General features: G+C 31.0%; 27 protein-coding genes. 17 read left to right on the top strand and 10 right to left on the bottom strand.

Features of this window, described 5'->3' with window-relative positions; genetic code table 11:
* The first annotated feature begins 81 nt into the window (after positions 1–81).
* The 4 genes from KPL50_RS00490 (at position 82) to KPL50_RS00475 (ending at position 4,215) form a co-directional block, all read left to right on the top strand.
* The gene (locus KPL50_RS00490) at positions 82–978 is read left to right on the top strand and encodes a carbohydrate ABC transporter permease (RefSeq protein ID WP_253200391.1); all 897 of its coding nucleotides are present in this window, start codon (positions 82–84) and stop codon (positions 976–978) included.
* Positions 979–988: 10 nt separating this feature from the next.
* Positions 989–1,849, top strand: a complete 861-nt coding sequence (locus KPL50_RS00485; protein WP_216296479.1) for a carbohydrate ABC transporter permease — start codon at positions 989–991, stop codon at positions 1,847–1,849.
* A 52-nt stretch (positions 1,850–1,901) separates the two neighbouring features.
* Positions 1,902–3,236, top strand: a complete 1,335-nt coding sequence (locus KPL50_RS00480; RefSeq protein ID WP_216296478.1) for a GH1 family beta-glucosidase — start codon at positions 1,902–1,904, stop codon at positions 3,234–3,236.
* A 205-nt stretch (positions 3,237–3,441) separates the two neighbouring features.
* A complete protein-coding gene (locus tag KPL50_RS00475) occupies positions 3,442–4,215 on the top strand; it encodes a bifunctional diguanylate cyclase/phosphodiesterase (protein WP_216296477.1) in 774 nt (257 codons plus the stop codon).
* A 43-nt stretch (positions 4,216–4,258) separates the two neighbouring features.
* On the opposite strand, the gene KPL50_RS00470 is transcribed toward KPL50_RS00475, so the two are convergent.
* Positions 4,259–4,462: a DUF6440 family protein gene (locus KPL50_RS00470; RefSeq protein WP_216296476.1), complete on the bottom strand. Its 204-nt coding sequence runs from the start codon at positions 4,460–4,462 to the stop codon at positions 4,259–4,261.
* 197 nt (positions 4,463–4,659) lie between these two features.
* Here KPL50_RS00470 and KPL50_RS00465 point away from each other — a divergent pair, with 197 nt between their 5' ends.
* Positions 4,660–5,601 carry an MATE family efflux transporter gene (locus KPL50_RS00465; RefSeq protein ID WP_216296475.1) on the top strand — a complete coding sequence of 314 codons (942 nt, stop codon included), beginning with the start codon at positions 4,660–4,662 and terminating at the stop codon, positions 5,599–5,601.
* A gap of 363 nt (positions 5,602–5,964) precedes the next feature.
* Positions 5,965–7,206 (top strand): serine/threonine transporter SstT, encoded by a 1,242-nt coding sequence (sstT, locus tag KPL50_RS00460; RefSeq protein ID WP_216296474.1) that lies wholly within the window; start codon positions 5,965–5,967, stop codon positions 7,204–7,206.
* Positions 7,207–7,377: 171 nt separating this feature from the next.
* On the opposite strand, the gene KPL50_RS00455 is transcribed toward sstT, so the two are convergent.
* Positions 7,378–7,869, bottom strand: a complete 492-nt coding sequence (locus KPL50_RS00455) for a prolyl-tRNA synthetase associated domain-containing protein (RefSeq protein ID WP_216296473.1) — start codon at positions 7,867–7,869, stop codon at positions 7,378–7,380.
* Between the two features lie 536 nt (positions 7,870–8,405).
* On the opposite strand from KPL50_RS00455, the gene KPL50_RS00450 reads away from it, so the two are divergent.
* Positions 8,406–8,948, top strand: a complete 543-nt coding sequence (locus KPL50_RS00450; RefSeq protein ID WP_216296472.1) for a hypothetical protein — start codon at positions 8,406–8,408, stop codon at positions 8,946–8,948.
* A gap of 97 nt (positions 8,949–9,045) precedes the next feature.
* Here KPL50_RS00450 and KPL50_RS00445 read toward each other — a convergent pair whose 3' ends face one another.
* A complete protein-coding gene (locus KPL50_RS00445; protein ID WP_216296471.1) occupies positions 9,046–9,690 on the bottom strand; it encodes a superoxide dismutase in 645 nt (214 codons plus the stop codon).
* A gap of 177 nt (positions 9,691–9,867) precedes the next feature.
* Positions 9,868–10,563, bottom strand: a complete 696-nt coding sequence (ric, locus tag KPL50_RS00440) for an iron-sulfur cluster repair di-iron protein (protein WP_216296470.1) — start codon at positions 10,561–10,563, stop codon at positions 9,868–9,870.
* A 329-nt stretch (positions 10,564–10,892) separates the two neighbouring features.
* On the opposite strand from ric, the gene bcp reads away from it, so the two are divergent.
* Entirely contained in the window at positions 10,893–11,354 is a 462-nt protein-coding gene (gene bcp / locus KPL50_RS00435) for a thioredoxin-dependent thiol peroxidase (RefSeq protein ID WP_216296469.1), read from the top strand.
* 161 nt (positions 11,355–11,515) lie between these two features.
* On the opposite strand, the gene KPL50_RS00430 is transcribed toward bcp, so the two are convergent.
* Positions 11,516–12,439 (bottom strand): DMT family transporter, encoded by a 924-nt coding sequence (locus KPL50_RS00430; protein ID WP_216296468.1) that lies wholly within the window; start codon positions 12,437–12,439, stop codon positions 11,516–11,518.
* Positions 12,440–12,646: 207 nt separating this feature from the next.
* Between KPL50_RS00430 and KPL50_RS00425 the strand changes: the two genes are divergently transcribed.
* The 3 genes from KPL50_RS00425 (at position 12,647) to KPL50_RS00415 (ending at position 15,399) form a co-directional block, all read left to right on the top strand.
* Positions 12,647–13,858 (top strand): ABC transporter permease, encoded by a 1,212-nt coding sequence (locus KPL50_RS00425; protein WP_253200390.1) that lies wholly within the window; start codon positions 12,647–12,649, stop codon positions 13,856–13,858.
* Complete coding sequence (locus KPL50_RS00420; protein ID WP_216296467.1) at positions 13,851–14,525, top strand: ABC transporter ATP-binding protein; 675 nt, start codon at positions 13,851–13,853, stop codon at positions 14,523–14,525. The genes KPL50_RS00425 and KPL50_RS00420 overlap by 8 nt, the downstream gene beginning before the upstream one ends.
* A gap of 148 nt (positions 14,526–14,673) precedes the next feature.
* Positions 14,674–15,399 carry an FG-GAP-like repeat-containing protein gene (locus tag KPL50_RS00415; protein WP_216296466.1) on the top strand — a complete coding sequence of 242 codons (726 nt, stop codon included), beginning with the start codon at positions 14,674–14,676 and terminating at the stop codon, positions 15,397–15,399.
* Between the two features lie 74 nt (positions 15,400–15,473).
* On the opposite strand, the gene KPL50_RS00410 is transcribed toward KPL50_RS00415, so the two are convergent.
* Together KPL50_RS00410 and KPL50_RS00405 are read right to left on the bottom strand one after the other, a co-directional pair.
* On the bottom strand, positions 15,474–16,046 hold the full coding sequence (locus KPL50_RS00410) for an indolepyruvate oxidoreductase subunit beta (protein ID WP_216296465.1): 573 nt from the start codon (positions 16,044–16,046) through the stop codon (positions 15,474–15,476).
* Between the two features lies 1 nt (position 16,047).
* The gene (locus KPL50_RS00405) at positions 16,048–17,862 is read right to left on the bottom strand and encodes an indolepyruvate ferredoxin oxidoreductase subunit alpha (RefSeq protein ID WP_216296464.1); all 1,815 of its coding nucleotides are present in this window, start codon (positions 17,860–17,862) and stop codon (positions 16,048–16,050) included.
* Between the two features lie 206 nt (positions 17,863–18,068).
* Between KPL50_RS00405 and KPL50_RS00400 the strand changes: the two genes are divergently transcribed.
* The 4 genes from KPL50_RS00400 (at position 18,069) to KPL50_RS00385 (ending at position 21,146) form a co-directional block, all read left to right on the top strand.
* A complete protein-coding gene (locus tag KPL50_RS00400; protein ID WP_216296463.1) occupies positions 18,069–19,067 on the top strand; it encodes a Gfo/Idh/MocA family protein in 999 nt (332 codons plus the stop codon).
* Between the two features lie 82 nt (positions 19,068–19,149).
* Positions 19,150–19,554 (top strand): hypothetical protein, encoded by a 405-nt coding sequence (locus KPL50_RS00395; protein WP_216296462.1) that lies wholly within the window; start codon positions 19,150–19,152, stop codon positions 19,552–19,554.
* 135 nt (positions 19,555–19,689) lie between these two features.
* Positions 19,690–20,157, top strand: a complete 468-nt coding sequence (locus tag KPL50_RS00390) for a spore coat protein (RefSeq protein ID WP_216296461.1) — start codon at positions 19,690–19,692, stop codon at positions 20,155–20,157.
* A gap of 215 nt (positions 20,158–20,372) precedes the next feature.
* Positions 20,373–21,146: a histidinol phosphate phosphatase gene (locus KPL50_RS00385; RefSeq protein WP_216296460.1), complete on the top strand. Its 774-nt coding sequence runs from the start codon at positions 20,373–20,375 to the stop codon at positions 21,144–21,146.
* Positions 21,147–21,232: 86 nt separating this feature from the next.
* On the opposite strand, the gene KPL50_RS00380 is transcribed toward KPL50_RS00385, so the two are convergent.
* Entirely contained in the window at positions 21,233–21,667 is a 435-nt protein-coding gene (locus tag KPL50_RS00380) for a cytochrome b5 domain-containing protein (protein WP_216296459.1), read from the bottom strand.
* Between the two features lie 198 nt (positions 21,668–21,865).
* Here KPL50_RS00380 and KPL50_RS00375 point away from each other — a divergent pair, with 198 nt between their 5' ends.
* Together KPL50_RS00375 and KPL50_RS00370 are read left to right on the top strand one after the other, a co-directional pair.
* Positions 21,866–22,774: an AEC family transporter gene (locus KPL50_RS00375; RefSeq protein ID WP_216296458.1), complete on the top strand. Its 909-nt coding sequence runs from the start codon at positions 21,866–21,868 to the stop codon at positions 22,772–22,774.
* Between the two features lie 60 nt (positions 22,775–22,834).
* Positions 22,835–23,335, top strand: a complete 501-nt coding sequence (locus KPL50_RS00370; protein WP_216296457.1) for a flavin reductase family protein — start codon at positions 22,835–22,837, stop codon at positions 23,333–23,335.
* A gap of 67 nt (positions 23,336–23,402) precedes the next feature.
* On the opposite strand, the gene KPL50_RS00365 is transcribed toward KPL50_RS00370, so the two are convergent.
* Together KPL50_RS00365 and KPL50_RS00360 are read right to left on the bottom strand one after the other, a co-directional pair.
* Positions 23,403–24,752, bottom strand: a complete 1,350-nt coding sequence (locus KPL50_RS00365; protein ID WP_216296456.1) for an aminotransferase class V-fold PLP-dependent enzyme — start codon at positions 24,750–24,752, stop codon at positions 23,403–23,405.
* Positions 24,753–24,795: 43 nt separating this feature from the next.
* Positions 24,796–25,989 (bottom strand): S41 family peptidase, encoded by a 1,194-nt coding sequence (locus KPL50_RS00360; RefSeq protein WP_216296455.1) that lies wholly within the window; start codon positions 25,987–25,989, stop codon positions 24,796–24,798.
* Positions 25,990–26,009 lie beyond the last annotated feature (20 nt).

Raw genomic sequence — 26,009 nt, 5'->3', positions numbered from 1 at the left:
ATAAGATATCTAAGAAGATAAATAAAAAAGCCTTATTAACTGTTTACAATTAATAAGGCTTTTTAAATAGGGGGTGTTACTTTGGATAAGGCTAAAATAAATAAAGAAAAATACGGACTATTGTTTATTTCTCCATTTTTTATAACCTTTTTAATTTTTCAATTATATCCTATGATTTATTCTTTTTATGTGAGTTTTATTAAATGGGACGGTATGTCGAAAAATATTAAGTTTGTGGGCCTGGCAAATTACTCAAGGTTGTTTTCAGATAAGATTTTTATAAAGACCATAGCTAATACCTGGATCATGTGGCTTGGAGGGGTTATTCCTCAAATGATTTTAGCGTTAACCTTGGCTGTAGTGTTAAATGAAGCAAGATTAAAAGGTAAAGATATTTTTAGAGCAGTATATTTCTTTCCTAATCTAGTTACTGCAACTTCAATTGGTATTTTGTTTGCTTTCTTATTTGATTGGCAAGCAGGTTCAGTTAATAAGATACTTATGAATATTCATTTAATAAAGGAACCGATAAACTTTCTAATGAGTGAAAATTACTCGAGAGGAATAGTGTCATTTACTTCCTTTTGGATGTGGTTTGGATATAGCATGATAATATTCATGGCGGGAATTAAAAATATACCTGAAGAACTTTATGAAGCTGCAACTGTTGATGGGGCATCTAAAATACAAACTTTTTGGTCAATAACAATTCCATTACTAAGACCAACAATTTTATTTTCTTTTATAACCTCATTAATAGGTGGAATGCAATCTTTTGATATACCTTATGCACTATCAAAGGGAGCAGGAGACCCTAATAATGCAACTATGACTATGGTAATGTATCTTTACAGGACTGCATTTGTAAACAATAACTATGGGTATGGTGCTGCTGTGGGATATGCATTATTTGTAATAATACTTGTATTTGCGCTAATATCTTTTAAGTTTATAAACAAAAATGCTGATTACGAATAGAGGTGAAGGGATGAAAAATAATAATATATTAAAAACAAATACAAAATCAATAAGTAGTATTATAAAGAAAACACTTTCGTATATAGCTTTGATAGCCCTTGCCATAATATGCTTTTTGCCTTTTTTTATCATGATAATTAATGCCACCCATACTAATGGAGAAATAGCTACAACTTTGTCTTTAAAACCTGGAACTGCACTTATGGCAAATTACAAAAGGTTACTAGAAAGTCAACCTATTTGGAAGGGGCTTTTTAACAGTTTAATAATAGCAAGTTGTGTTACAGTTGTAAGTGGTTATTTTAGTGCGGTAACTGCCTATGGTTTTTCTAAGTTCAAATTTAAAGGTAATACCATTCTCTTTTGGATACTATTGGGTACAATGATGATACCTACACAATTAGGTATGATAGGATTATTTCAATTAGTAAAAACTTTTAAATTACTTGATTCTTATTTGCCACTAATTATACCTGCTATTGCAAGCCCAGCTGCGGTATTCTTCATTAAAGGATATACAGATGGAGCAATTAGCAATTCACTTATAGAAGCTGCTAGAATAGACGGGTGCAATGAGTTAAAAATATTTAACAGGATAGTTTTACCTTTAATATTTCCATCTGTTGCTACAATGTCTATATTTACTTTTATTAACACTTGGAATAACTTTTTAATACCACTTATATTACTATTTGACCCTAAGAAATTTACACTTCCTATAATGGTAATGCTAGCTAGAGGAACATACCAAACAGAATATGGTGCAGTTTTTGCAGGTGTAGCTATTTCCATTGTACCTATAATGATAGCATTTATTTTCTTATCAAAGAAAATAGTGGGAGGACTAACAATAGGAGGAGTAAAGGGGTAATTTTTATACCAATTTATTTTGCTAAATGCGAGTTTAAACAGGAGGCATAAGGATGGACAAATTTAAAAATGATTTCATATTTGGAACAGCTACAGCAGCGTACCAAATAGAGGGTGGATTTAATGAAGGTGGAAGAACACCCTCTATTTGGGATACCTTTTCAAAAACCGAAAAAAAAACTTATTGTGGACATACTGGAGACATAGCTTGTGATCATTACCATAGGTTTAAAGAAGACGTAAAGATTTTAAAAGAAATAGGGGTAGATTCCTATAGACTTTCTATATCTTGGCCAAGAATATTCCCTTCAAAGGGTGAATATAACCCAGAAGGAATAAAATTCTATAAAGATATAATCAGGGAATTAAAAGAGAAAGAAATCATTCCAGCTTTGACCTTATATCATTGGGATTTACCACAATGGGCTCAGGATTTAGGCGGATGGGAGAATAGAGAGTGTGTATACTGGTTTCAAGATTATTGCATAAAAGTCTTTGAAGAATTGGGAAAGGAGGTATCTTTGTGGATAACGCATAATGAACCCTTTTGTGCATCTTTGCTTGGAAATTATATAGGAATACATGCACCGGGAAATAAAGACTTAAAAAAAGCACTAAGGGTGTCACACCATTTGCTATTATCTCATGGCCAAGTAGTAAGAGCTTTTAGAAAGTTTCAATTTGCAAATAGTAGTATAGGGATCACCTTGAATTTAACACCTGCATATGAAGCTTCAAAAAAAGAAGAGGATATAGTAGCCACAAAAATAAGTGATGGATTTGTAAATAGATGGTTTTTGGATCCAGTGCTTAAGGGTAGCTATCCAAAAGACATGATTGAATTATATGAGGGAATGGTTGGACAACTAGATTTTATTTTAGAGGGAGATTTAGATATTATATCTACTGATATGGATTTTTTAGGTATAAACTATTACAGTAGCGGTAAAATAGAATATTGTGCCGATTCGGAACTTAAGTTTAAGGGGATTGATGGTGGGAAAGAAAAAACTGCAATGGGGTGGGAAATTTGTCCTGATTCATTGTATGAATTACTTATAAGAATAAAGGTTGAATTTACAAGACTACCATTATACATTACCGAAAATGGTGCTGCTTTTGAAGATAAAGTAACAGAGGATAATAAGGTTCATGATATAGATAGAATAAACTTTATTAAAGCTCATCTTGAGGTGATACAAAGATTTATCGAGGTCGGTGGAAATTTTAAAGGCTACTATTTATGGTCTTTTATGGATAATTTTGAATGGGCATATGGATATTCAAAGCGTTTTGGAATGGTGTATGTGGATTATGATACTCAAGAAAGAATTTTGAAGGATAGTGCATTATGGTATAAGAAAGTTATTAAGATGCGAAATCTGTAAGGTAACGGTTAACTTTCAAAATCATCAAATCTAAGCCACCGTGATAGCAAATTGTCCACTGCGTTACTAATTAAACTACTGAAATATATAAATATTTCAGTGGTTTTTTTGTTAAGCTGATATTGCAATGTATAAAGCAAAAGAAGAAGGTAGAAATAATTTTTAACTTTGTACTTCAATTGTTAAAAATAGCTTGATTGAAGAAATGAAATTAACCAATAGTTTATATCATGCACTAGAGCGAAATGAACTAGAATTATATTATCAACCTCAAGTAAATATAGTATCAGGGGAAATTATAGGCCTGGAAGCATTAATTAGATGGCATAACACAGAACTCGGAATAGTAAATCCAGGGGAATTTATATATATAGCTGAAAAGACTGGACTTATACTTCCAATTGGTGAATGGGTAATAAGAAGTGCCTGTAGTCAAAACAAGGCATGGCAGAATGTGGGAATATTAAATGTACCCATTGCAGTGAACCTTTCGGTAAATCAATTTCAAAACATAAAAATAGTTCAAGAAATCACTGAAATTTTAACACAAACAGATCTAGATCCAAAAAAATTAGAATTAGAAATAACAGAAAACATAATTATAAAGGAACCAGAATATATCATTGAATCTTTAAAACAATTAAAAGAACTTGGAGTAATTATTGCAATAGATGATTTTGGAACAGAATATTCCTCCTTAAATTACATTAAGCAATTACCAGTAGATAAAATAAAAATTGCTATGTCGTTTATTCAAGGTATAAACATAAATCACAAGGATGAAGCAATTATTAAAGTTATAATTGTACTCGCTAAAAATCTAGGATTAAAGGTAATTGCTGAAGGAGTAGAAACAAAGCAGCAGCTAGATTTTCTGAGAGAGCAAATGTGCGACGAAATACAAGGGTACTACTATTATAAACCCATGTCAGCTAGTGAAATAGAAGAACTGATGAATAAAAATACAAAATCAGTGTAGGCACTCTGAAATGGGTGCTATTTTATACTCCAGTATAAAAATATTATAGCTTTACTTGTGAAAGCATAGGATTACCTTCTTTATCTAATAATACAGTGGTTCCTCCAGCGTAATCTATAATATTAATCAAATAGTATGTTATAGTTCCTTTATCTACAATTATTTTACTACTTACCGCCATTGCATCAGGATAAGTATCTTCAGTTTTAAATCTTTTATTTTCAATTTTATTTTTTTTATTAAACATTTTTTCCTCCATTATATTTCATGCCATAATATTATATGAACTTGTCTTAAATATTATCCTTGTAACTTTAATATAGCCAAAAAATTAAGTTATATACTTCATCTATTATTAAATTTATATACATTGGCTCATGGATTTTATATTATTCCATGAGCCTTTTATATTTAAATAAGGTTTAAAAAAAATTTGTGGAAATTATGATGGACACCCCTGTACTTACAGCAATATTTAATGGACATGGAGACAGTCATACGCCTTTTAGAATAAACACAATTGGGCTTATGGTTAATATAATACTTGATCCTATTTTGATATTAGGTCTTGGACCATTTCCAAGAATGGGAGTTCCAGGAGCAGCTGTTGCAACAATTTTTGCGCAGTTTGTTGTAACAATAGTTTTTATTTTTGTAATCATAAAGAAAATCGATTATTTTGTTGGATTAAATTTTCTGCAAAAACCTGATTGGAAGCATATGAGAAAAATTGTTAAGTTTGGCATGCCTGTTGCTATTCAAAGCGGCGTATTTACGTTTATAGCAATGATAATAGCAAGGATACTTTCTCGGTGGGGATCAACTCCCATTGCTGTGCAAAGCGTGGGGGCACAAATAGAATCAATATCTTGGATGACAGCTGGAGGTTTCCAAACTGCTCTAAGTGCATTTGTAGGGCAAAATTTTGGGGCGAAAAAATGGGATAGAATATATAAGGGTTATTTTACTGATCTAGGTATTATTGCAGTTATTGGAACAATGACATCCTGTCTTTTAATATTTTTTCCCGAACCTATTTTTTCTATTTTTATTTCAGAGGAAGCGGTAATAAAGGATGGAATAATATATTTGAGAATACTTGGAGTTTCACAGCTATTTATGTGCATAGAAATAACAACTGCAGGAGCCTTTAATGGTCTTGGAAGGACAATTCCTCCGTCAATAGTAGGCATTGTGCTAAATGCTATGAGAATTCCAGGAGCGCTCTTATTGTCAACGGTGCTAGGACTGAGTGGGGTATGGTGGAGCATAAGCCTTAGCAGTGTCTTAAAAGGCTTAATACTAGCAAGTTGGTTCATCCTATTTCTTCTAAGACATCCTGAAGTAAAAGGAAGAAAATTTATGATTTTTGGAAATGAAAATTAGTTCATTCTGTTTTTAATATGGTTATTTAAGGATAAATAAAGTGACTGAAAATATTTCGGTAACTGTATTTTTAAATTATAATAATAATCTATATTTCTAGTTGTAGATTTATATGGGATTAATATCAGACTTCTTATAATTAATTATGAAAAATTTTACATTGTATCCAAAGTTGTAGTACAACTAGGTTTGGAATGGTAAGTTGCCAAGATTCAATGCTAAAATTTTTACTTCCCATGAGTTAAAATTTGTGGTAGAATTATTTTTATCGCAGAGTATTGAGAATAATATGTCGAATGATTGTTTATCTAAAGAGGCTGTGCACAAGTTCATTTCTATCAAATCTGAGGAGGAAATTAATTTATGAAAAAACTCATGAGTAAGTGGAATCAAATTAGTTTAGTTAAACAAATAATTATTGGTTTAATTATTGGTGTTATCTTGGCATTAACGGTTCCAGAAAAAGCAAAATTTGTCATTATTTTTGGTTCTTTATTTGTAGGTGCTCTGAAAGCGATTGCACCGATATTGGTATTATTTTTGGTAATGGGAGCTATTTCTCAACATAAGGCTGGGCATAAGACTAATATAAAATCTATTGTAGTTCTTTATGCTGTAGGAACACTTTTCGCTGGATTTGTTGGAGTAGTTGCGAGCTTTATGTTCCCATTAAGCTTAACACTTGTTGCAGGCGTTACGGAGGTTACACCACCTAGTGGTGTGGTTGAGGTTCTTAAATCATTATTATTAAACCTTGTAGATAATCCAGTAAAAGCACTTTCCAGTGCTAACTATATTGGTATATTATCATGGGCGATAATTCTTGGGTTTGCCTTGAAAAATGCAGCAACTTCAACAAAATCAATGATTAATAATTTTTCAGATGCATTATCTCAAGTGGTTATATGGGTTATAAGCTTTGCACCACTTGGAATCATGGGACTAGTATTTGATGCTATTGCTACAAGTGGTCTCGTAGCATTAGTAAGCTATGGAAAATTACTTATACTTCTTGTAGGTAGTATGGCGTTTGTAGCTCTTATTATGAATCCAATTATCGTATTCTATTGTATTCGTCAAAACCCATATCCACTTGTGTTTAAATGCTTAAGAGAAAGTGGTATTACTGCATTCTTTACACGTAGCTCAGCTGCAAACATCCCTGTAAACATGAAATTGTGTGAAAGTCTTGGTTTAGACAAAGATACTTATTCTGTATCTATTCCATTAGGTTCTACTGTTAATATGGCTGGTGCAGCTGTTACAATTTCTGTGTTAACACTTGCAGCAGTTAACACACTTGGTATTCCAGTGGATTTCCCTACAGCATTAATTCTTAGTGTACTATCTGCAGTATCTGCTGCTGGTGCTTCAGGAGTTGCGGGTGGTTCATTATTACTTATTCCTCTTGCATGTAGCTTATTCGGAATTCCATCTGACATTGCTATGCAGGTAGTTGGTGTAGGCTTTATAGTAGGAGTTGTTCAAGACTCTTGTGAAACTGCAGTTAACTCATCTACAGATGCACTTTTTACTGCAGCTGCAGAGTTTGCTAATTGGCGTAAAGAAGGAAAAAAAATCATTATCAATAAAGACGCGGCGTAAAGAAAAAAAAGAAATAGTTATCAATAAATAGAAACTAAATCACAGTATTTTTACACCTATTAAGCTCCCTATTGCGGTATAGTATCTGCAATAGGGGGCTTTTTTTAAAAAATATTATTCTTCACTTCGAAATAACATTATTGTGTATGCTACCCCTACTTGAACATTTTATTAGATATCTAAATATTCAACTTCATTCCCACTCCACTTTACAAATTTTTTTAAATCATTAACTGATAAATTCACTGTAGCAGTATTAGCATTTGGATGGGAATTAATATATTCATTTTCCAAAATACTCTTATCCATAATTAATTTTACAGAATTTGTTTCGTCATTGATTAGTCCAAATATGCTAACTCCTCCTGGAGTTAATCCCAAATATTTCATTAAGCGTTCTTTAGAAGCAAAACTCATATTTTTTTCGCCTATTCTTTTTTCGAATTCTTTAATATTCAAAGTTTTACTATCCTTTGTCACAACAAGATAATGATTGTTGCCTTTGTAATTTCTAAGAAATAAATTTTTAGTATGTACTCCCCTCATATCACCAGTAAACTCTTCTGCCTCTTCACAGGTGAATACAGCAGGATGTTCTCTTTTTTCAAAATTAATATTTAATTCTTTAAGGACTTCATATACTTTATTTTCATTATTTGACATTTTAGCATCTCCTAATATTTTATTTTTTGAAATAAAAGTGTTTGTTAAAAATGCATTTTCTTTTTTAAAAATAAATAACTTATTACTAAAAGGTCTTATAATAAGGACCTTGAATGATAGTAACCTCGTTGGTGTAATTAAGGCCATTATACCATAAACTAACTAGTTTGTAGCAATGGTCATTAATACTGGTATATTGCCTTGTAAAATTTTGTTATATGTTCTAACTAGTCCTCTATCTATCATAGATTTAACAGTGCTATCATTTTAAGATGTTATAAAAGATTAATCATGTTTTAAGATAGTAATCCTTACAACTAATTAATAATAATATTGGTTGAAATTTGACTGAAAATGTTATATAATAAAACAATAACAAGAATATTATGACAATTGGTTATATTATTCAGAGTTATTTATAGGATTATAGAATTTGCTTAAAAATACAATTCACTAAAACAAAAGCTCGATTTTCAAGCATAATCCAAATTGTTATAAATGAATATATCTAAAATAAAAAATAAGGGGATGGGTTTATGTTTATATTTTTTAGCTCACTTGGCTTGTTTGGATTTTTTATGTTTTTGGTTTGGATTATTATTGCATTAATTACTAAAAACAAAAAGAGGATACCTACTATTGGACTTGTTGTATCAGCAGTTATACTTGTTACAGGTATATCAATACCTATAGCTGCATCTGCGTCTAATGATAATAAAGTGAATAGTAATAATGAATATAAGATTACGGTAGCTGGTAACAGTGATAGTTATGAAATAGAAAATGTAACTGAAAATAACAGTATGAAACTACCAATAGCTAATAGTAATAGTGGCGAGATATCTAATTATTGGATATCTAAAGAAAAGGGCTTGGAAATCGTAACATCGAAGGTTAAAATTGAGGTGAACCTACAGGTGCTTTATGATTCACAAAGGGATATTAATGAAAAAACCTACTATTTATACACTCTAAACACGGATGGATATACACTAGAGGATTTTGCATATTGTGTTGATGTAAATAGTGGAGAGTTGTTCAAGTGCTCCATAGATATGGTCCTTTCGCCCATTGAATAAAGGTGGAATGATGTTATATAATAGGAGTTGCAGGCAATTATAAAGAGTGTAGATTTTACTGCACTCTTTATTCAATTTAGAATTAGAAAATGATCCATTAAAAATATCTATAGGACCAATATCTTTGTTGGTTCATTTGCATAAACTGTGTAGTTGATACGTATTTTTGCAATCTATCATTTAAAACCTTCCAATTTATATTTTCAATAAAAGTAGAAATATATTTTCTTTTATCTGTTCCAAAATCCATGAAATATGCATGCTCATAAACGTCCATGATTAATATTGGGAAAGAAAGCCATACAGAGCCAGTATCGTGTAAATCGCTTCCTATTATGTGTAGCCTGTTATCAAGCAGATCAAGAGAAAGGATTACCCAACCTCTCATGGATAAGGCTACATTTGTAAGGTAAGAGATAAAATCATCATAAGAAGAAAACTGATTTATTATAGCATTATATAAGGGGCCATAAGGAACGTTATTGCCGCCGACTATATTTTCAAAATAAAGATTGTGAAGTTTTACACCGTTTAGTGAATATGTTTCTCCTAGTTTTAAGCTGCGCATTTTGGAATAAGTGGCATTGCTATCAGTATAATTATCAGGTATATAAGGAGTGTTCCAAATTTCATTTAATTTGCTTACATACCCTGTATATAATTTGTAATGTTCCTCCAGTTGTTTCATAGAAATGCCTTTGACTGATTTAAAATCAAAAATTTCTGGTTTTATATTGTACATTAAATCCCCTCTAAAAAATATTATAGTATATGATATGTAACAACCTGCTATTTAGGTGAATAAAATATAAACTTTAAATATTTAATAACCATATATGAAATGAAGATTAAAATTAATTAAAAAAAATCAGCATGAAGACTATTGTCTTTATACTGATTTTTTTTATTACGTTTCTTTTTAAAAATTATTAAATAATATATTATTTTCCAAGTGTATATGCTGGAATAAATCTACTTCAAGCTCTAGCAAATTCCTATAGGTAAGTTCAAAGGTTCCACATCCATCTTTAGGTGTACTGTAGTGATCTGTTATTTCTCTCAGCTCTTTTATAATATCTCCAGCACCTGTATGCTCCTGTTCGATTTCATCTATGAATTCTAATGCAGCCCTTCTAACTTTTTCTTCTTTTCCTTTTTCATACTCTATTATAAGTGGAAATAAAAATTCTTCCTCTTTAACTAGATGTTCCTCTAGCTCTGTTCTTAAATTATTAAATAATCGATGTACTTTAAACAATTCTTTATGATGTTTGCCATGTACACCTAATATCTTTAGCAGTAATTTTGATATTTTTGGTAACTCTACATTTAAATATGCATGGTGATTATTTACCACGTATTCTATTAATTTGCTTGGACTTTCTTTTGCCCAATCCGTAAATTTTTCGTTGTTTTCTTCAAAACCTTGGTATTTAGTATTTAACTCCTCAATTATTGCTTTTTCATCAAGACCTTGCGTGCTTATTGCTAGGCTTAATGGCCTATCTCCTCCACAACAAAAATCTATATTGTATTTATAAAAAACCTCACTTGCACCTGGAAATGCTGCAACGATTTGACCTATGGCATCTTCTGTTTTAAATTTATTATTCATAATTGGCCTCCTTATTTTCCTATTGGAAATTTGTCTAATTTATATATCAACTATTAATTGTTAACTTGCACACGCTTCTTTACTATAGGATCATTATATCTTTTATATTTTTAGAAACATGTGATTTAAATCAATATTTTAATATTTAATTATTGGATATTTAAAGTTATTATTAGATACTAGAAGTTATTATTGCATTTAAGAGTATTCCGTTGTAAAATAAAACAATAATGTTACATGATACGAATTATAATATTTATTGCCATTAAACTAAATTTACTTGGTAAGTTTTGAAATAAAAAAATGAGTTTATGAAAGGAGTTATAACTATGATAAAAGAAGGAGACAAAGCACCTAGTTTTACATTGAAAAATGAGGAAAATAAGGATATAACCCTAAGTGATTTTAAGGGTAAAAAAGTAGTTATTTATTTTTATCCAAAGGATAATACTCCTGGTTGCACAACGGAAGCCTGTAGTTTTAGAGATGTCTATGATGACATACTGGATGCTGGAGCTGTTGTTATTGGGATTAGTGCAGATAGCTCTAGTTCACATCAAAAATTTAAGGATAAACATACATTGCCTTTTTACTTGTTAACTGATGCAGACCATAGTGTTATTGAATCTTACGGAGCATGGCAGGAGAAAAAAATGTTTGGTAAAACATATATGGGAATTGTACGTTCCACATTTGTTATTGATGAAAATGGAACTATAATTAAGAGCTACGAGAAAGTTAAGCCAGATGACCATGGCGTAGAGGTGCTGAAAGTATTAAAAGCTGTATAAATAGCATTAAAGATAATTTTAAAAAGGTATATGATCCTGAATATACCTTTTTTATATTTAAATTAATAAATGACTGTTACTGAATTAATAATTTCAGTGACAGTCATTTACATATCAAGTTCAGCAATAAGACCCATAGTGATTATTAGAGATTATGGCGTTTAGTTGGATTTATTTACCATCCAAATTCCTGCACATACTAACAAAAGGGCAACCATATTCTTAACTTCCAAAATGTTTTCACCTAAAAATATAGAAGAAAGCATTACTCCAAAGATAGGAATTAAAAAATTATAAATGGATACAACTCCTACCTTATTATATTTTAAAAGCAAGGTCCATAATGAAAAGGCTGTTGCTGATAAAATTGCCATATAAATTAACAATGCTGATGAGGCAGGTGTGAAGTGACTCACTCTACCACCAGAGGCTAGTCCTATTAAGGCTAACATAACACCCCCCATAAAAAGATTATATCCAGTTATGAGCATTACATCTATATTTCCAGTAAGCTTCTTTCCATAAATAGCAGAAGCAGAAAAAATAAAAGCAGCAATTACTATAAATCCTTCGCCAACAATGTTAAAAGAAAAATTGAATAATTCCATGCTGAAATTTGCTATCATGACACCTAGAAATCCAACAATACAACCTATGATTTTTTTCGCGCTTAATTTATCGTTTTTATATAGGTAATGAGCTAAAACAACACTGAAGAAAGTGCCCATAGAGTTCATAATAGAACCCTTCACACCAGTAGTATTTGCAAGCCCTACATAAAAAAATATATATTGTAGCATTGTTTGAGTAAGACCCAAAATAAATATTTTGAAAATAGCATCCTTTGTAATAGCAAATATTTTTATGCCAGATAATTGTGCAACAATAAGTAGAATAATTCCTGCAAGAATAAACCTATATCCAGCAAATACAAGTTTTGAAGAAATATCTGCGGGCGCAATACGAAGCAGTAGATACCCATTCTTTACTGCAGGGTATGCACTTCCCCATAAAAAGCAACATAGGGTTGCTATTAACGCCACTATTTTTTTATTAGTAAAAGTTTTTTTATTATCGGTAACCATTAAAATCCTCTCCTTATAGGTACTTATCCATTATATACAAAGTGCCACCCACGTGGCAAGTGGCAAGATGTCGCTGAATAATTTAATCACCAATTTAAGTCGAATTTATGGTTAAAGTGCCGAAATTTAGTGAATTAATCCTTTGTTTATAAAATGCTATGATATTATATGTTAGAATAATCATTAGAAGTTGGTATAATAATTTTAATGCAAAAACTAATTAGTTATGAAAACTTCAATAAAGAGATATTGGAGGCTAGCAGTATGTTTACAGCATTAAAAATAGCCTGGAGATTTTTAACAAAGAGTAAAATTCAAACATTAGTAATAATTTCAGGTATTGCAATAGGTATTTCTGTACAAATATTCGTGGGGCTACTAAGTATGGGACTTGAAACCTCACTACTCGATAAAGTGGTTGGCAATTCAACTCATATAACAATTTATCCTAAGAATAATAAAATAGAAAATTACCACAAAACGGAGGAAAAGATCAAAAAACTGGATAATACAATATTATCAGTGGCACCTGTAGTGGAGTATAATGCATCTATTAATTTTAAACACATGACTGAACCAATACAAGTTAGAGGTTTTATTTCTAAAGATTTGGATTCATTATATAGTATAAAAAATAAAATTTATAAGGGAAAAGCCATTGAAAATCCTGGAGAAACATTAATTGGAAAGGAACTTAGTGAAAAATTAGGCTTAAAAATAAATGATGATATTTACATAATAACTGCAGATAGAAGAAAAAAGGTCCTAAAAGTGGTAGGACTTTATGATTTTGAAACAATGAAGGTTAATAAAACACTAGTTATTACAGATCTAAAAGCTGCTCAAGATTTAGCGGGTTTTGGTGATGCTGCAACCTCCATGGAATTATCTACAAATGATCCTTATAATGCGGATGTTATTGCAAGTAAAATAGAAAAAGGACTTTCGGATAAGAATCTAAAGATAGAAAATTGGAAGGATCAAAATAAGCTATTGGTAAGTGCCATTATGGGTGAAAAGGTATGTAGTATAATAATACAACTTTCCGTAATGATTGCAGCAGTTTTAAGTATAATAAGCATAATGAGTATAAGTGTGGTTCAGAAATACAAGCAAATAGGCATTTTAAAGGCAATGGGAATAAAAGACGGTTCTGCTGCAGCTATATTTTTAATTCAAGCTTTTATATTAGGTGTACTTGGTACTTGCCTTGGTTTGGGTTTAACCTATTTATATATTAAAGGCTTTAATAGATATACAAGTTCATCGGATGGAACACCTTTAGTTACTATAATTATAAATTATAGTTTTATAATTAAGTTATCTATTATTGACATACTAGCATCAACACTCGCAGCATTTCTTCCAGCTATAAAATCCTTTAAATTAACTCCTGTGGAGGTCATAAAAAATGGATAGTATTATAAAACTAAAAAATATAAATAAAATATATGGAAGAAGAGTTAAAACCCAGGTATTAAGTGATATAAATTTATCTATTGATAAGGGCTCCTTTAATTCAATTATAGGAGAATCCGGTAGTGGTAAAACTTCATTGTTAAATATAATAGGAATGCTTGACAAGCCTACAAGTGGACAAGTAGAAATGGAAGGTAAAAGAATAGACAAAATGAACAGAAGGTCTTTAGCCTCCATTAGAAATAAGGATATAGGTTTTGTATTTCAATTTCATTATTTATTACCTGAGTTTAATGCAATAGAAAATGTGCTTATGCCTCGCGCTATTAGAAATTTATTTTGTGGTAGAAAATCTCATGAAAAAGCAAAAGAACTTCTTGAACTCGTGGGACTTAAATCGGTCATTAAGAACAAAGTATATGATTTGTCAGGTGGAGAGCAGCAAAGAGTTGCAATTGCTAGAGCACTTATGAATAACCCTAAAATAATACTTGCAGATGAGCCTACAGGAAATTTAGACTCCAATTCTTCAGAAGCTATATACAATATATTTAGAGATATAAATAAAAATTTTGGTACTACTTTTATAATAATAACTCATGATGAAAGAATAGCAATAAAAACAGATAGAGTAATTGAAATAAAAGACGGTATTATTACCTCTTAAGGAGTTGCACAGATTTCTTGAAAATAAAAAAGAATAAATGGTTATAATTCTTCTTATCTTATGATAAGAAGTTTTTTTTATAACTGTAACATATTATTCGAATTCATCGTAAGCTATTATACAATGCTTATATTAAAAAGGAGCTGTTATGAATAATTGTTATTTTAGAGCTAATATGATATTTCCCAGTATTGTCTCTTATTCAAGGGGCGATGTAAACGGCGATGGAATGCCTGATAATGTCTATTTAACAGGTATTAAAACACCAGATAGTCCATTTACTCAAAACATTACCCTTGTAATACAAGATGGAATTACCGGTGGATTTACTAGTGTAGCACTCAAGGAAAATGCAGGATACAACCCTACATTATTTTTAGGGGATTTTACAGGAGATGGTGTGAATGATATCTTAATAGGTATTACGACTGGTGGTAGTGGTGGAATAATGTACCACTACATTTATTCCTTTATTGGCAATACAGCACAATTAGTGTTTGATTTTAATTTGTATAATGAGCAATACGAATATGATGTTATTTATAAAGATAACTACAAGGTTCATGTTTTCAGCAAGAAAAATAATGAAAAATACATTATAGATATATCCAATAAAGATGCGGATTATTTAAATGAAATATACTACGAGAATGGAAAGCTAAAGAAGCCAATCAACGGATTTGTAAATCCGCTAAGTGGCTTATATCCTGTGGATTTTGATTCAAATGGAGTATATGAGTTATTGGCATATCAAAAAATAGCTGGTAGATACAATGCAGATGCTTTAGGCTATGTATTGAATACTCTAAAATGGAAGGATAATATGTTTGTTTTAGACAATCAGAATTTAGCTATTTTTGGAACAGATGCATAGTAATAAATTATATAATATAATAATTAAAAAGGTCAAAAAAACAGGGAATTCCAATTAAGAATCCCCTGTTTTTTTTATGCTTCTCTGCCAGCTTTAAAGGCAGAAAAATTTACTTCTACAGTTTTTGCTGGGACTTTATTTTGTATAACTTTTAACCAAGTTTCTTCTTTGAAAGGCAAATACTTAGAGAGCCTACCCAAAAGAACAATGTTGGCTGTTTTAATATTTCCAAGGTCCTTAGCTATTTCTTGTGCATTTAAAGAAATAACTTCATATCCATTTTCTACTAGTTTCTCACTTATATTTTCTGGATATTCATCCTTTTCAATTAGTACTCTGTTTGGGAAAATGATTTCCTCATTAAATATAATTTTTGCACCTTTTTTTAAAGCGGAAGATAATCTTAACCCTTCTAACTCTTCCATTGCAAGGAGCAGATCTCCTTCCCCTTCAGGGATTAAAGCAGAATGTACTTTTTCACCAAACCTTACGCTTCCCCAAACTTTTCCACCTCTTTGTGATAGTCCAATTACATCATTGCTTTTTACATCATAACCTTCTAAGAAAGCAACTTCTACTACTATTTCTGTAGTAAGCACTAGTCCTTGTCCACCAACACCAGCCATATAAATATTTGTAACTCCCATATTAGTTCACCCCTTCTTGCTTTGTTTCAGTATGGCTTTCACTACTGCATTTGATTGCACCCACAGGGCAAACTTGAGAACATACGGAGCAACCAACACACATGTCTGGATTTATATAAGAATTTTTCTTTTCCTTCCCAGGATACATTTTCATAGAAATCGGTGGGCAGTTGGAACGCAAACAACTTCTACAACTAATACAAATATCTTCATCTACGTAAAAATGAGGACTTTTAATTTTGAAATTCAATGCACATGGCCGAGTGGTTACAACTACAGAAAGACCTGGTCTTTTCATTGCATTATTAATGGTTTCTTTCGTTTCCTTATATTTAAATTGATCTGCTACCGTAATATCCACTATTCCAAAAGATTTTAAAATATCGGGTATACTCACATGATATCCAAGCTCTTCTTTAAAATAATCTCCTGTAGTTGGAGTATTTTGGCCACCAGTCATTGCAGTAGTCCTGTTATCCATAATAATAACTGTTATATTTTCTGTGGTTTTTGCAAGTTGTATAAAGCCAGTCATTCCAGAATGAAAAAATGTTCCATCTCCAATTGTAGCCACTATTGGTTTTTGTTTATTTATCTTTGAATGGACGGTAGCAACCCCAAGAGCCATCCCAAGAGAGGCTCCCATACTTATATTAGTTTTATGTACTTCGAAGGGCTCCTGTATTCCTAGAGAGTAACAACCTATATCACCTATAACCGTTGCATTGTTAGCTTTTAAAATATGAAAAATAGGTCTGTGAGGGCATCCTGAGCATAGCATAGGAGTTCTTGTAATGATTTCTTCTTTTTGTGATACTTCTAAGTCTTTACGCTTTATCAAAACCCCTGCTTTTTCTAACCCTATTTTTATATCTTCAATAGTGATTTCTCCTGTAAAGGAGAAGTAGTCTTTGCCTTTTGCTGCAATTCCATTGATTTTAAGTTGTTCTTCCATAAATGGTAACATTTCTTCGAGAACGATTACATTTTTATATTCTTCACTTAATTTTTTGATTTTTTCTATAGGAAGAGGCCAAATCATACCTAATTTTAGTATACTTATGTTTTCTAATTCTAATTCCTTTAAGGATTCATATATAAGTCCAGAAGTAATGATTAAAAAATCCTTATCTTTTCCTTCTTCTAAATAATTATATTCATAATCTTCATTGTAATTTTGAAGTTTTTCCATTCTTTCTTTCATAAAATATTGTTGCGCGTTAGAGTAGGGGGGGAGCATGCTGTACCGACCTTGTTCTGGTACAAATCCCTCGGGTACCAATTCTTCTCGGGAACCTAATTCTACCACTGATCTACAATGACATAACCTACTCATCATTCTTATTAGCACTGGTGTATGGAAATTTTCACTAAGTTTTAAACCTTCTATTGCAAAATCTTTTGCTTCTTGAGGACTGCTTGGATCTAAAATGGGTATATTTGCAAATTTACCCCAAAACCTGCTATCCTGTTCATTTTGTGAACTTGAAAGTCCTGGATCATCACCTACCACGAGTAATAGTCCACCCTTTGTTTTTGTTTGTGTAAAAGTCATAAAGGGATCACTTGCAATGTTTACGCCTACGTGTTTCATAGAAACCATTGATCTTGCACCTGCAATACTTCCACCCATTGCGATTTCCATTGCTACTTTTTCATTAGTTCCCCAGTCACTATAAATTTCCTCAAATTGTTTTAATGAATCTAAAATTTGTACAGTAGGTGATCCCGGATAACTGGAAGCGATCATTCCGCCACCTTCCCAAAAACCTCTACTTATTGCTTCATTGCCTGTTAGAATTTTTTTATTACTCAAAATAACACCTCATCTATATTATTTTTAGTTGTACAAATACTGAAAACATTTTTATGCAAAATTCAATTACATTAAATTATTCTGATTTAATAATGATTATTGTCCAATTAGAATAAGCTTTATTGTATATTTTGTCAAGAATATATTAAATAATGTAATAGTGTGCTACTTTATATATGTAAGATATATTATAGGAGATGAGATTAATGAATAAGGATGTTATAAGATTTGGAGTTATAGGAACAAACAATATTACAGAGTGGTTTTTAAATGGTGCAGCGCAGGTCAAAGATTTTGTTTTAACAGCAGTATATTCAAGAAGTGAAGAAAAAGGAAAGGCTTTTGCAGAAAAACATAATGTACAACATGTTTTTACTGATTTAATTGAAATGGCAAAAAGTGATTTAATTGATGCAGTATATATTGCATCACCGAATGCGGTTCATTCAGAGCAAGCTATATTATTTTTAAACCATAAAAAACATGTATTATGTGAAAAAGCTTTTGCATCAAATGCATTACAAGTAATTAAAATGATAAAGGCTGCAAAAGACAACCAGGTTATTTTAATGGAGGCAATGAAAACAACAGAATTTCCAAATTTCAAAATTATAAAAGCTAATCTACATAGGATAGGTAAGGTAAGGAAATATTTTGGGAGCTATTGTCAGTATTCTTCTCGTTATGATAAATACAGGGAAGGAATAGTGTTAAATGCATTTAATCAAAAACTATCCAATGGGGGATTAATGGACATAGGTGTTTATTGTATTCATCCCATGATAAATTTATTTGGTAAACCAAAGGAAATAAAAGCAAATGCTTTAATTTTGGAATCTGGTGTTGATGGGGAAGGTAGCATAATATTTAAGTATGATGAAATGGATGCTATTGCTATGTATTCAAAAATAACAAATTCAACATTGCATTCGGAGATCCAAGGAGAAGATGGAAATATAATAATTAAAAGTATTAATAAATTTGAAAAAATAACTTTAGTTTTTAGGGATGGAAAAGAAGAAGATCTAACAGAATTTCATAATGAACATGATATGTGCTATGAAATAGAGACCTTTATAACCATGATTAAAAATGGTGACATAGAGGGAAGCTCGAAGTTATTACAAATTTCTAAGTGGGTAATGGAGACGATGGATGAAACAAGAAAACAAATAGGGTTGGTTTTCCCAGCAGACTCGAAGTAAATGTAGCTAAATAATTCTCACCTGGAAAGGCTACTAATATTAATTATTAACATGGGTACAATATATAATAAGAGGTGATTTTATGAAAATCAAGGTAGTGGGGATTTTGTTTTTAAGTATGTGCATCATGGGGTACCATAGTACCAATGGAGCGATATCTATGGTAAAAGCAGTGAATATGACACAAAAACAATTTATATTATCTCAAAACAATTTGAAAATTATAAGTGCTGTATCCACTGTTAAGCATGGAGTAACTGGTGTTATAACAATACAAGGAACACCCAATACACTATACAATATAAAGACTTCATATAAGATAAAAAATAAAACAGTTTCAGTTATTCAATGGCGTACTACAGACAGAACAGGAGTGGCTACATTTAATTGGGTTGTTAGCAAAGAAACTACTGCGGGATCATATGCCGCCACAATATCTGGGGGTGGGGATATAATTAATACAGACCACACCGTTCTTAAATATTAATTTATAAAAACCACATTTTTCTGCAAAAATATTTGCATATGACTGTGGCTTTTGTTTTTAATAATTAAATAATATGTTTTTTGTATAAAATAATAAAATCCACACAAAATATGAGTATAAAGGAAGGTGTTGTTTATGCAAATAACTTTAAGTCAAAAGGAAAGAATGTTACTAGAAGATCAAAAAAGCCATGAAGAACTCTGTATAGAAAAATACACTAATTATGAAAAACAAGCTAAAGACATTCAATTAAAACAAATATGCAACGCAAATGGGCAGGTAGAGAGAAGTCATCTAGATAGCATTAACCAATTATTAAGTGGTAATATACCTGACCTTAATCAAAAACAGAATCAAAGTCAAAATTCAACGCAAAATGTCAATACTACTCAAGCAAGTGGAATAAATTTATCAGACAAGGATATTTGTACAGATTTGTTAATGACAGAAAAATATGTTTCTGGAAGCTATGATACTACAATCTTTGAATTTAGAGACACTGGAGCTCGGGATGTACTCAATCACATACAAAAGGAAGAACAAAAACACGGAGAAGCTATATTTAAATATATGGAAAGCAAAGGATTATATAAGGTTCAATAAGTTTTTCTAATGAAGCAATATCATAAGAAATCCCTGGGATTACTTTTTAGTAATCTCTTTTTTATGAGTTAGAACAGAATGATGGTAATGTAAATTGAAATTAGTAGCGCTGTCATTTTTAACTCAAAATTGTATATTTGTAAACTATGCTATAATTAGATAGGTAAACTTAGATAATTATTTTTATATAATCAGGAAAATTAGGAGGATGACTTATGATTGACTCACATATACACACAGAGTTTTCTTCAGACTCTGAAATGAAACTTCAAAGCGGGCTGGACCATGGGAGAAAGATCGGTTTAGGAATGACTATTACAGAGCATCTAGATTTGAATTTCCCAACAGGAACAGATTTTACTTTTGATATAGATAAATATTTTAATGAATATGAGAAATACAAAAGTAGTAATTTTATGCTTGGAATTGAAATTGGCATGCAGGAGATTTGTTTAGAGGGAAATAGAGAGATAATAAATAAATATCCTTTTGACTATATAATAGGATCCATACATGTAGCTAAGGGAGCGGATATTTTTAATCCGAAAACTTATGTAGGTAAAACTAAAAAAGAAGCATTTGAACAATACTTTTCAAGTATGGTGAATTGCGTAAAACAGTATGACTTTATTGATAGTTTAGGGCATATTGATTATATATCCAGATATGCTACCTACCAGGATAATGAAATACATTACCATGAGTTTAAGGAATATATAGATGAGGTTCTAAAAGCTATAGTACATAATGAAAAAGTAATGGAGATTAATACTAGAAGACTTAACAATGTGGAAGCATATAAAAATCTAATCCATATTTATAGTGCATACAAAGAAATAGGAGGAAAATACGTAACTATAGGTTCCGATGCTCATCATGCAGAGGATATTGGTAACAACTTTATGTTAGCTAATAGGATATGTGAGATATGCAACTTGAAGCCTGTTTATTTTAAGAATAGAAAAATGGAGTATATGCCACTGTTATAAGATGTATTTTAGGTACCTTCAAATAATTAGACAAGCCTTTGATTCTAATTAATTTGAAGGTGCCTTGTTTTAATTATATCAATTATCTAAATTTTCAATATGCCAACCATGGGTAATTTATGGAGTAGCTTTGAATCACCATGGCAGGTAATAAAATTTTCCGTGGAGTCACCTCCAGCAGATACACCAAAATGAACACCACCCTCCCAAGATGTGAATTCACTTAGGTCATAGACTATTCCATTTATTGATACGTAGGGTGGATTCCCGCTAGTACCATTATATTTAGCAAGTTCAGCTAAGGTGAATTCTTGTTGTCTAATATCTGTATTCGCAGAGGATATGTTAATTGAAAATTCAGAATATTCTCCTAGTAAATCACTTATTTCACGTAGCTTTTTCTTAAGTGAATTTTTATAAAAAATTTCATCATCAAATGTATTTGTACACATCATATTATATTTACAATATTCAGCCTCTTTATAAATTTCATACATATATTGATCCATATTAATATACATTTTAAATGCCCCCTTTAATTAACGATAACTTTAGCAGATTATTTCTTAAAAATGAATTCTTTATAAAGTATATGATTATTGTGGACGGTTAATAATCAATTGTTGTATTACTTATAATTAATTTTAAATAGTTGTTAACTGTCCGCAATTAATGTTAATATTAATTTACTAGGATGTTTTGAATTAAGGAGAATAAAAATGGGAAATAGTCTGTTAATTAATCAAGTTATGGTATTATTTATTATTATGATGGTAGGTTTTTACGCTAAGAAAAAGAAATTTCTTAATAATACCGTTGATAAAGGTCTATCAGAATTGCTACTAAATATAACCTTGCCCTTTATGATAGTCACATCATTTAATATTAAATACGAAGCGGCCATGGTTAGTAATGCTAAGAAGATATTAATTTACTCTTTTTTAATACACATAAGTTTAATATTCATTAGTAAGATGTTTTTCTTTAAGTTTCCGAAGAATAAACAACAGGTATTCAGATTTACAACAATTTTTTGCAATGTCGGGTTTATGGGTTATCCAGTACTTGATAGTATTTATGGATCAATAGGTGTTTTTTATGCAGCAATATTCAATATTCCCTTTAATATTTTAGTGTGGACAGTAGGAGTAATGCTATTCACAGGAGAAAAAAATTTGAAATCCATGAGGAAAGCAGTAGCGAATCCAGCACTTATAGCAGTGTTTATTGGTTTAATTTTATTCTTGTTTTCAATAAACTTACCACTACCTATTGCAACTTCGCTAAAACTTGTGGGAACTACCACAACACCAATATCTATGATAATTGTCGGTTCAATGCTGGCGGAGATGCAATTTAAGACTGCTTTTTCTGATTTTTCTATATACTATGCTACAGTAGTTAGACTTTTAATAGTTCCAATGATTATTTATGCAGTGTTAAAATTTTTAAAGGTTGATACATTGTTACTTAACATATGCGTTATACTTCAAGCAATGCCGGCGGCAGTAATGGCACCAATAATTGCTGAAAAATACAGTGGTGATAGTTTAGTAGCCTCACAGTGTGTATTTATAACTACAATAGTTTCTGGGATGACAATACCTATAGTAATATTATTTTTATAGAATAATTGAGTTAATCACTTTATAAATAAGTAAACTAGACATTGAATGGAGGTTTTACAAATGAAAGTTAATTTTACGGAACATTTAGAAAATGGTATGGAGTTTTTACATACTCAAGGAGCGTTTTTAACAGTGAAATCTGGTGACAAGGTTAATACCATGACTATAAGCTGGGGGAATGTGGGTTACGAATGGAATAGGCCTATATTTACGGTTTTGGTAAGAAAATCAAGATACACTTATGATCTTATGGAAAATTCAGATAATTTCACTGTGAGTATACCTTTAAGTAAAAATCAAAAGAGTGCCCTGGCAGTGTGTGGTAGCAAATCAGGTAGGGACATTGACAAATTTAAGGAGTGTAATTTAACCTTAGAGAAGAGTAAAAAGGTAGATACTCCAATAATTGGTGAGTGTGAACTTCATTATGAATGTAAAATTGTATATAAACAGGAAATGAATCCTGAGCTGTTATCAAAAGATATTGTAGACAGCGCTTATAAAACAGGAGATTACCATACTGTTTATTACGGAGAAATAGTAGAAACTTATATGAAGTAGAAAAACAATCATAAAAAAGGTACACAGATATCTGTGTACCTTTTTTTATTTACAAATGATTTTAGATTTATTCATCAAAAAGAGTTTTTTTCATATTTTGATATTTTAAAATATAATAATCTCTTTTTAATGAAATTTTATTTAGGGCATAAGCTAATTTATCAATTTCTGAGTAACTATTATATAGTCCAAAACTGATTCTAACCATTCCAGGACGGTATAAATCAGGATTTGCTATACGATTAACTGCAAATTCGCTAGAAATATTTAATAGCTTAGCCAAGTAAGGCTGAGCGCAAAAACACCCACTTCTTACTGATATTCCCCATTCATAGGAAAGGATTTTTGCAACTGTAGCGTGGTGAATTCCATCAATATTAAAGGGGATTATGCTAACCCTGTCAACTTTTTTAGAAGTGTCACAATAAATTTTTAAATTTGGAATATTTTCTATTTGAGAAATGGCGTAAGAAGTCAATTTTTTTTCAATATGCTCAACATTAGCCATACCGAGCTTACTCAAGGTTTTAATGGCTGAGCACAGAGCTATAGTGCCAATAACATTGGGCGAGCCAGCCTCATGCCTCTCAGGAGAAGCATTCCATTTTATAAAATCATGAGTTACAATATCTACTGTTCCACCACCTACCAAATCAGGGTCACAATTATCTAAAATAACCTTTGGTCCAATTAATACTCCTGTCCCAAAGGGGGCATACATTTTATGGGCAGAAAATACTAAAAAATCTATATTATTTTCCGTATTGACGCTATTCATAATAAAAGGTGCGTGGGGTATTAATTGTGCACCGTCCACAAGTAGTTTTGAACCGAATCTATGAACTAATTTAGCTACATCATAAATAGGGTTTTTATAGCCAGTTATATTTGAAGCACCTGTAATTGTAACTAGTTTTACATAATTATCATATTTACTTAACTTAGCTTCTAAATCATCTAAAGACAACCTACCAGCTTCATCTATTGAAATATAGTCTATAATATATTTATCTCTCCACGGTAGATCGTTGGAGTGATGTTCCATGTCTGTTGTTAGAATAACATTTTTTTTATAAGGATCGTATAATAAGTTGGAAAGCTTATTAAAGGCTTCAGTGGAATTTTTAACATAAATAACTGTAGTATTAGAATCAGCATTAACAAATTTCCTGACAATATTTCTCGAATCCTCATATAATCTAGTAGTAAGTTGAGACTTAAATCCTTCCCCCCGATGAATGGAGGAATACCACGGAGCAAACTCTATAATATCTTTCATAACAGATTTAAAAGGTGGTGTGGTAGCTGCATTATCAAAATTAATTGCAGTAACACTTTTTCCAGATATAAGAGGGACTTTCTTGTCTATGCCAAGGATCAAATCTCTGTAGCTTGGACTAATATCTTTAAGAGACATAATACTCCTCCCGCATTATTATTCACAGTATATAGTATTAGGTTTATGTGGAAAAGGTGACTTTATTAATAATGTATTCAAAACATGGATCCTGATTATTAACATAATCTTGTATAGTTAGAGCTATATTAACATCTGGTAAAAGTGATGGCAGAGTATCATCTTCAATAATTTTGTAATATTGAGTAGAGTAACAAACTGTAAGTCCAGAATTTTTTAAAGTAAACCTCTTTAGCTCACCATAGCAGTTGGGCTTTCCACCAGTGGGTTCACCTAAAAATATTGCTGAGGTGTTTTTTTTGAAGAAAAAGGCATTTAGCAGGGCAGAAGAAAAGGTCTCTCGTCCTATTATTACAAAAAGTTTGCCTATTTTATTGATTTTATCACAAGCTTTTATATCCTCAATAAAGGGAGTTAATAATGAGGAGTTGCCGCCAAAGTTATTTCGCAAATCAATTATTAGTTTTTCTACAGCATGATCTTCAATGAACTGTACCAGTTTTTTGCAAAAGGTAAACACATCTATAGGTAACATGTCCCTACAAGCATTATATTTAAGGTACACAATGCTTGCAACATCTATGTATTCGAACCAGTAATTTTTGGAGCTGTTTCTTCTATAAAGCGGTAAATTATTGCTATGTACTAAATCATTATTAATTAAACTATGTTTTTCTCTCCAGTCTCTAAGTGGCAGAGATTTTAGTTCTAAAGTTCTTGTTTTCTTGTTTTTGTCTTCAAAGGTTAATTCTAAAGTATCAATATCATTAACAAGTCCCAAATCGTATAGTAGTTCAATAGCAGGGAAGTATTTAGGAAGTTGTGATTTGAGGTAGGTTTCGTTTTCATAGGAAATAATGGAGCTTAAACTATTAATAACTTCTTCTATCTCAAGTTTATTTACTTTTGTTATTTTACAATATAGTATTTCCTTGTACTGTGGAAGTGTAGCTGTTACGTAGATTCCATCAGAAAACCAATACAATTCTAGGGGGAGTAGGAGAGTAACGTTTAAGGGCACAGAGGTGTGAGCATCTCGCATCGAGGCAACAATTTTCGCGATTTGCAGTTTTATTTCATAATCACTAAGTGAGTCAATGTTCATTTTTAAACTAGCTATTTCCTTGAAAAAATCCTCTTTACTCTTTTGAAAAAATAAATTCTTATGTTTTAGTGGAAGCTCAGAGGATAAGAAATTAATATCCTCTACCCACTTTTTATTCCTATTTAAATCCATATATTAATCTCCTTTGGTTA

It is taken from the genome of Clostridium sp. CF012, assembly GCF_018861755.1.
Classification (GTDB): domain Bacteria; phylum Bacillota; class Clostridia; order Clostridiales; family Clostridiaceae; genus Clostridium_AD.
Note: the sequence above shows the minus strand (reverse complement) of the source record. Positions and strands in the feature narration are given on the sequence as shown.

Excerpts from the sequence above, each read along its gene's own strand:
- KPL50_RS00485 (WP_216296479.1), top strand. The coding sequence starts at position 989 with ATGAAAAATAATAATATATTAAAAACAAATACAAAATCAATAAGTAGT.
- KPL50_RS00480 (WP_216296478.1), top strand. The coding sequence starts at position 1,902 with ATGGACAAATTTAAAAATGATTTCATATTTGGAACAGCTACAGCAGCG.
- KPL50_RS00475 (WP_216296477.1), top strand. The coding sequence starts at position 3,442 with ATGAAATTAACCAATAGTTTATATCATGCACTAGAGCGAAATGAACTA.
- KPL50_RS00470 (WP_216296476.1), bottom strand. The coding sequence starts at position 4,462 with ATGTTTAATAAAAAAAATAAAATTGAAAATAAAAGATTTAAAACTGAA.
- KPL50_RS00465 (WP_216296475.1), top strand. The coding sequence starts at position 4,660 with ATGATGGACACCCCTGTACTTACAGCAATATTTAATGGACATGGAGAC.
- sstT (WP_216296474.1), top strand. The coding sequence starts at position 5,965 with ATGAAAAAACTCATGAGTAAGTGGAATCAAATTAGTTTAGTTAAACAA.
- KPL50_RS00455 (WP_216296473.1), bottom strand. The coding sequence starts at position 7,869 with ATGTCAAATAATGAAAATAAAGTATATGAAGTCCTTAAAGAATTAAAT.
- KPL50_RS00450 (WP_216296472.1), top strand. The coding sequence starts at position 8,406 with ATGTTTATATTTTTTAGCTCACTTGGCTTGTTTGGATTTTTTATGTTT.
- KPL50_RS00445 (WP_216296471.1), bottom strand. The coding sequence starts at position 9,690 with ATGTACAATATAAAACCAGAAATTTTTGATTTTAAATCAGTCAAAGGC.
- ric (WP_216296470.1), bottom strand. The coding sequence starts at position 10,563 with ATGAATAATAAATTTAAAACAGAAGATGCCATAGGTCAAATCGTTGCA.
- bcp (WP_216296469.1), top strand. The coding sequence starts at position 10,893 with ATGATAAAAGAAGGAGACAAAGCACCTAGTTTTACATTGAAAAATGAG.
- KPL50_RS00430 (WP_216296468.1), bottom strand. The coding sequence starts at position 12,439 with ATGGTTACCGATAATAAAAAAACTTTTACTAATAAAAAAATAGTGGCG.
- KPL50_RS00425 (WP_253200390.1), top strand. The coding sequence starts at position 12,647 with ATGCAAAAACTAATTAGTTATGAAAACTTCAATAAAGAGATATTGGAG.
- KPL50_RS00420 (WP_216296467.1), top strand. The coding sequence starts at position 13,851 with ATGGATAGTATTATAAAACTAAAAAATATAAATAAAATATATGGAAGA.
- KPL50_RS00415 (WP_216296466.1), top strand. The coding sequence starts at position 14,674 with ATGAATAATTGTTATTTTAGAGCTAATATGATATTTCCCAGTATTGTC.
- KPL50_RS00410 (WP_216296465.1), bottom strand. The coding sequence starts at position 16,046 with ATGGGAGTTACAAATATTTATATGGCTGGTGTTGGTGGACAAGGACTA.
- KPL50_RS00400 (WP_216296463.1), top strand. The coding sequence starts at position 18,069 with ATGAATAAGGATGTTATAAGATTTGGAGTTATAGGAACAAACAATATT.
- KPL50_RS00395 (WP_216296462.1), top strand. The coding sequence starts at position 19,150 with ATGAAAATCAAGGTAGTGGGGATTTTGTTTTTAAGTATGTGCATCATG.
- KPL50_RS00390 (WP_216296461.1), top strand. The coding sequence starts at position 19,690 with ATGCAAATAACTTTAAGTCAAAAGGAAAGAATGTTACTAGAAGATCAA.
- KPL50_RS00385 (WP_216296460.1), top strand. The coding sequence starts at position 20,373 with ATGATTGACTCACATATACACACAGAGTTTTCTTCAGACTCTGAAATG.
- KPL50_RS00380 (WP_216296459.1), bottom strand. The coding sequence starts at position 21,667 with ATGTATATTAATATGGATCAATATATGTATGAAATTTATAAAGAGGCT.
- KPL50_RS00375 (WP_216296458.1), top strand. The coding sequence starts at position 21,866 with ATGGGAAATAGTCTGTTAATTAATCAAGTTATGGTATTATTTATTATT.
- KPL50_RS00370 (WP_216296457.1), top strand. The coding sequence starts at position 22,835 with ATGAAAGTTAATTTTACGGAACATTTAGAAAATGGTATGGAGTTTTTA.
- KPL50_RS00365 (WP_216296456.1), bottom strand. The coding sequence starts at position 24,752 with ATGTCTCTTAAAGATATTAGTCCAAGCTACAGAGATTTGATCCTTGGC.
- KPL50_RS00360 (WP_216296455.1), bottom strand. The coding sequence starts at position 25,989 with ATGGATTTAAATAGGAATAAAAAGTGGGTAGAGGATATTAATTTCTTA.